This is a genomic window from Kordia zhangzhouensis (assembly GCF_001005305.1).
Lineage (GTDB): Bacteria > Bacteroidota > Bacteroidia > Flavobacteriales > Flavobacteriaceae > Kordia > Kordia zhangzhouensis.
This window is the reverse complement of record NZ_LBMH01000019.1, coordinates 22,210-28,588: the sequence shown is the minus strand read 5'-3', so window position 1 is coordinate 28,588 and position 6,379 is coordinate 22,210. Positions and strand designations below refer to the sequence as shown.

Here is a 6,379-nt window from a genome sequence, read left to right as displayed (position 1 = left end):
TAGCGATCCAGCTTCTGGAGCTATTTTCCATGTTCCTGCAATAGTTGGTGCAGTAGAAGGTTGTTTGTAGAAATAAATGTTATCAATAAATACAGTTCCTGCTGCCCAAGGTGTTCCCACAAATTTTAATTGGAAGATTTCGTTTACTGATAATCCTTGATTTACATATTCTGCAATTGGAATTTCAATACTTGTCCATGAATCTGCCGTTAACGAGCGTGTTACTGGTGCTTCTGTAGCTGCTGCAGGTCCATTAATCAATGAGATTTCAATATCGGTCACAACATCTGCGGTCCATACATCTACGTGTAACATTTCCATTCCAGAAACATCAATAGTTGTACCGTCAGCTAATGCAATTCCTTGATAGCTTAAATTCACGTATTGTAACATTTGGTCACCGTTCAAATCAAACATAGCCCAGCTACTTCCTTGACCACCTTGTCCCCAATCTGGGAAGTAGTTCGTTCCTACCACATCATTGTAGGCACTACTAAATATGGAGATTACATCACTATCTGCTCTTGCAGGCGGTGTAGGTGCCGAAGCTAATGGTTGTACAATTGCTGTTACTTCAAACTCCTCAGTATAGGTAGTAGTTTCTATCGCTCCTCCCATAGCCACAACTGTAATTGTGTAGATTCCTGGTTGGTCATATATGTATGATACTGTTTCTCCTATATTTCCTGTTACAGGACTGCTTCCATCTCCAAAGTCAATTTGGTTTGTCATTGCAAAATCTGCCGTAGCTGTTACGTTTACTTGTTTGGACACCACTGCGTCATTTTCAATGGTTACTACTAAATTTTGCGGTGCTTGAAATGATACCACGATTGTTTGTGTAATACTTGTGGTACTTCCATTTAGTGCTTTTCCTGTAAGAGTAGCTTCGTAAGTTCCTTCTGCATAAACATGCTCTACATATTCGCCTGGTTCAATATTTTCTACTGCATCAGAACCATCTCCATAGTTTAGATTAAAAGAGGTTACTCCTTCTCCTAAAGGTGTAATTTTAACCTGTCCAGAGTTATCTTGTGTTATTTCAGCAAGTAACGACAAGTTTGTAGGCGCTTGTACGGTATCAACAAAATCCGTATTGTCATCTTCGCCACAGCTATACACAATAAGTGCAACGAGACATAGACTAAGTATATATTTTATTATTTTCATCTTGTATTATTTTCTTTTTAGCTTTTTTAGTATCCTGGATTTTGCTGCCAGCGATTTCCTGCCAATTCGATCTCAATTCTCGGAATTGGAAATAGTTCATTTTTTCCAGTAGTAAACCCTGGAATGGTGCTTGTTTGTCCTGTTCTTACTTGGTCAAAGAAACGATGTCCTTCTCCAGCTAGTTCACGTCTTCGTTCTGCCAACACATTTTCTAATGTAGCAGGTATTCTATTGTTGGTGTTTCCAAAAGCTCTGTCACGAATCGCATCTAAGAAGGTTTGCGGATTTGCAATTGGCGATGGCGCACGTAGGTTGGCTTCTGCAGCCATTAATAATACGTCTGCATAGCGAATGGCTCTGTAATTGTTGCTATGTGTCAAATTCACATCTTGCAAGTTGGCTTCTGCATACGGAATGTATTTTAGGTTGAAATAGCCTGTATGCTCAGAACCTTCGTTATAAATTACATCTGGTCGTGCCGCTACAAAAGCATCAATATCTAATACAGTAGCTTCTAAACGAGTATCACCTGTTTGATAGAGATCTACCACATCTTGTACAGGTACATTGAAACTAAAACCACTTGTGTATGGCGCAAAGTTTCCGCCTCTAAAACGAGGTCCCATAAACCCTACCGCAATGTTCCCTTCTACACATTGAAAACATCCAAATCCAGCTCCTTCTCCTCCAAAGTATTGAACTTCAAATACAGATTCTTCGTTGTTTTCATTATTGTTTAAAAAGATGGTGTTAAAGTTTTGTACCAGTTGGTACTGACCAGAGTTAATTACTTCATTAAAAGCTTGTGCTGCTTCCGTAAATTTTTCTTGATAGAGATAAATTTTCCCCAATAAAGCCCACGCAGCTCCTTTTGTTACTCGACCATTTTGTGCTTGTGTCCATGGCAAATTTGGAATTGCATTCATCAAGTCAACTTCCAATTGAGCATATACATCTGCTTTGGGTGTTCTGTCAATTGCTTGTGTTTCTTCGATAGTGATTCTTCCATCTGTATATAATGGCACATCTCCGAAAAATTTTACCAATTCAAAGTAGTAATACGAACGTAAGAATAGGTTTTCGGCTAGTAGTTGCTCTTTTCCATCAAAATTAACATTGTCTTGAAATTCAATGATATAATTTGCTCTACTGATTCCAGCATACATCCATTGAAATACGTTTCGCAACGCTCCGTTATCTGCTGTATGAATCATATCGTCAATTTGTTGCCAATCCAATACATCTGTTGGATTTTCTCCACCGCACAAGCTATTATCTGAAGCAATTTCGCCTAAAATATTGTTTAGGTATGTTGTAGAAAGTAAATCGTATACACCAATCAATGCATCTTGATAATCTTGAGGTGTATTAAAGTAATTCTCTGAGTTTTCTTGTCCTTCTGGCAATACTTCCAAATAATCATCACAAGATTGCATACCCATAATGATGATGAACGCTATTGCTATTTTTGTTATCTTATTATACATATTTTATCTTTTTAGAATGATACATTGATTCCTGTAGTAAATGTTCTTGCCAATGGATATTGACCTAAGTCAACTCCTGCACTCAATGGACTTGCGTTGGAAACATCTGGGTTAAACCCTTTGTATTTTGTAAATGTGTACACGTTATTTACGGCTACATATAGTCTAAACTTATCCAAGTTAATTTTTTCTAATACCGACTTCGGTAACGAGTATCCTAATTGAACGTTTTGTATACGTAAGTACGAACCATCTTCAACGAAAAAATCTGAGAATAAGAAGTTATTAGAAGCGTTTGTTGACGCTCTCGGTACAGTATTCGAGGTTCCTTCGCCTGTCCAACGATCTAAGTATAATGTAGGCTTGTTACTATACGTTAAAAAACGTTCGTAACTTCTAGCAATGTCATTTCCAATAGAAGCATATAGCGATGTTCCAAAGTCAAATTGCTTATAATCTACCGATAAATTTAATCCCATTGTTACGTCTGGAATTGGATTTCCAATCACGGTTTGATCATCACTACTACCAAATTCAATCACTCCATCACCATCAACATCTACATAGCGTATATCACCTGGTTGTGCATCTGGTTGTGCTGCATGCGCATCAATTTCTGCTTGATTTTGGAAAATCCCATCGGTTTGTAACCCATAAAATACTCCTATTGGTAATCCTGTTTGAAATCTTGAGGTTGTTTGGTTTAGTCCAAATAAACCTCCTGGTAAAAATCCTGCTGCATTGTTTACTTCAATCGCTTTGTTATCAATGCTAGTTAAATTGTATCCTACATTAATACGTAAGTCGTCAGTAAAGTTATGTCTAAAGTTAATACTAAGGTCAATCCCTTTGTTTTCAATTGTACCTGCATTTACTACTGGTGGCGAACTTCCTCCTGCACTTGCTCCAAGCAATCCAGACACTTCTGGTACTAATAATAAATCTTTTGTGCGTTTTTGATAATAATCTAATGTGACATTCAATTTACTGTCAAAAAAACTTGCATCTACACCAATGTTGGTTTGTGTATTTGTCTCCCATTTTAAGTTTGGATTGGCTAACGAACCTATGGCATTTCCAAATACCAATGCTTCATTAAATGGATAGGTTGCTTCTGCTCCTGCTCCTTGTAAGAATCCTAACCAACGGAAACTACCAATTTTGTCATTTCCAGTAACTCCCCAGCTAGCTCTTAATTTTAAACGATCTACAGTTTCTGAATTAAAAAAGTCTTCTTGAGAAATTACCCAACCTCCTGATACTGATGGAAAGTAACCAATTCGCTCATTTGGTCCGAAACGTGTAGAAGCATCCCTACGTACCATTGCCGAAAGCAAGTATTTTCCTTGATAGTCATATTGAATTCTACCAAATACAGAATACCAACGATCTTCGGCTCTTCCTGTGGTAGCATTTAATGTTTGTTGAATGTCTTGTGGATCACCATTTGGAGTATCGTCTTCATCAATCACAAAAGACTGTGTGTTACTTAAAAATGCATTACTCCAATCGTCCGGACCGCTTACGAGGAACCCTGTCGCAAAAATTCCGTCGTATTGTTCACTTCTGATAGATCCTCCAAGCAATCCGCTAAAGTTGTGATCTCCAAATGATTTTTTATAGTCTACAAATGTTTCCCACGTATAATCAAAAAAGTTTTGTGTATTCTCACTTACAGTACTAAACAAGTCACGATCTCCATCATCATTTCTATCTACATCAAACTGCCCATTTTCTAAGGTCACGTTATTAACCACTTTTCCAAATCCGTAGTATTGTAACGGATTGTATGAACGAGCTACCACATCTGCATAATTGAAGTTTAAACGCGATGTTACTTTCATATCTTGAATGATATCGTATGCGAGTTCAATTTTCCCTGTAAAACGATTTACTTTTGTTTCATTAAATGTATTAGCAATCAATGCAAAAGGGTTGATAATTTCATTTCCTTGCTCTGTTCCAATATATGCAAACCCTCGTGAAGGGCCCGATCCGTCTGTTCCATCAAAAATAGGCGTCAACGGAGAAGCATTTAGCGCATAATATAGTGCAGAACCTCTTCCGCCTTCTGGAATCGTTTTACGCTTAATGTTTGTATATAAAAGGAAGGTATTTAACTGTAAGTTATCTGTTAAATCAATATTGAAGTTATTTTTGATTGTCCAACGATCAAAGTTTGACTTATCATTGGCAATGATACCTTCTTGCCCAAAATATGTACCACTAAATCCATAGGTGATTTTTTCTGAACCTCCTGTAGCGCTTAAACTGTGGCTAAAAATGGGAGCCGTTGTAAATAGCTCATCTTGCCAGTCAGTTCCCACGCCCAATCCTTGTAAATTTGGATAAGGCAACGCATTTCCATCTGCTATTTCAGCTTCATTTACATAAACTGCATATTCGGAAGCATTCATCAAGTCTAGTTGATTGGATGCTTCTTGAATAGAATAAAATGAATTATACGAAAATTTTGTAGCGGTATCCTTGCGCCCTTTTTTGGTCGTAATTAAAATAACACCATTGGCAGCTTGCACACCATAAATGGCAGAACTCGCATCCTTAATAATATCTAATGATTCAATATCATTTGGATCAACCACACTAAGGTCGGTTCCGATATTTACACCATCTACAATTACTAACGGACTGTTGTCGCCATTGGTAGTAATACCACGAATACGTATGTTTAATGCAGAACCCGGCGAACCAGAGTTGGCATTTACTTGTACACCAGCCGCTGTTCCTTGTAAAGCTTCTTCAATTCTTGAAGGGTTTACTTCCACAATCTGCTCAGAATCTAGACTTGTATACGCACCCGTAACTAATTCTTTTCGCTGCGAGCCATATCCAATTACTACTACAGAATCCAACGCTTCACTTTCTTCCTTTAGTGTAATTGTAAGTTCTTGATTGGAATTGACTACAATTTCTTGAGTAGCATAACCAATATAGGAAAAAACAATGGTTCCTCCTTTTGGGACATTCTTTAACGTAAAGTTTCCATCAAAATCGGTAGAAACTCCATTAGAGGTATTTTTCAATAATACGGTAACGCCTGGAAGTGGTACACCTGTTCCTTCTTCTAAGACTTTACCTTTAATCTCAAATTCCTGACTGTAACTCCACAAAGAAAAGAGCATCAGTGCAAAAACGATTAGTTGTCGGTTCATATAGATAGTTTTTTTATTCCTCCACAATGTATTTACTATAATTAACGATTCCGCAAAAAACACCTATACAAAAAATATACATGATAAAATTTATACTATTTCTTTTCGTAGTTTTCAATAAAAAGCCTTTCATACTGCGTTATTGACAACAATGTGTTTGCAGCAAAAAAAATACTTGTTAGCATCAAAAAATGCTACTACAACGTTATTGTTGTGGTAATGTTGAGGTGTTTTTGATAAATGTTAAGGTAATTTAACACTGTATAGAAGCTGCGATGTAATGTTATAACAATGAATTACAGTGCTTTTCTCTTTTTTATGCGTAATTTACTTGTATTAGTAATTAAAAACTTTTAACCCATGAAAAAATCGGTAAAAAAACTCAACTTGAACAAAATGTCTATTTTACATTTGAATGAAATTCCTTCAATTCAAGGAGGAAGAGTACCTCTAGATGCATCTGGAGTAGAAACCTGTGGTGGAGCCAAAACACAACCTGAATGCCCTACTACAATTACTGCATAAGTACGTAATTTGAACATTTTGTAA

At 36.9% G+C, this 6,379-nt stretch carries 4 protein-coding genes; 1 reads left to right on the top strand and 3 read right to left on the bottom strand.

Features of this window, described 5'->3' with window-relative positions:
* The 3 genes from AA088_RS17255 to AA088_RS17245 form a co-directional block, all read right to left on the bottom strand.
* Positions 1 to 1,170, bottom strand: a 1,170-nt coding sequence (locus tag AA088_RS17255) for a PKD domain-containing protein (protein ID WP_046746298.1), incomplete at its 3' end; no start/stop codon positions are given.
* 26 nt (positions 1,171 to 1,196) lie between these two features.
* Positions 1,197 to 2,657 (bottom strand): RagB/SusD family nutrient uptake outer membrane protein, encoded by a 1,461-nt coding sequence (locus tag AA088_RS17250; protein WP_046746295.1) that lies wholly within the window; start codon positions 2,655 to 2,657, stop codon positions 1,197 to 1,199.
* 11 nt (positions 2,658 to 2,668) lie between these two features.
* Complete coding sequence (locus AA088_RS17245; protein ID WP_046746294.1) at positions 2,669 to 5,830, bottom strand: SusC/RagA family TonB-linked outer membrane protein; 3,162 nt, start codon at positions 5,828 to 5,830, stop codon at positions 2,669 to 2,671.
* A gap of 360 nt (positions 5,831 to 6,190) precedes the next feature.
* Between AA088_RS17245 and AA088_RS18510 the strand changes: the two genes are divergently transcribed.
* A complete protein-coding gene (locus AA088_RS18510) occupies positions 6,191 to 6,355 on the top strand; it encodes a hypothetical protein (protein WP_157547341.1) in 165 nt (54 codons plus the stop codon).
* Positions 6,356 to 6,379: the final 24 nt, after the last annotated feature.

Excerpts from the sequence above, each read along its gene's own strand:
- AA088_RS17250 (WP_046746295.1), bottom strand. The coding sequence starts at position 2,657 with ATGTATAATAAGATAACAAAAATAGCAATAGCGTTCATCATCATTATG.
- AA088_RS17245 (WP_046746294.1), bottom strand. The coding sequence starts at position 5,830 with ATGAACCGACAACTAATCGTTTTTGCACTGATGCTCTTTTCTTTGTGG.
- AA088_RS18510 (WP_157547341.1), top strand. The coding sequence starts at position 6,191 with ATGAAAAAATCGGTAAAAAAACTCAACTTGAACAAAATGTCTATTTTA.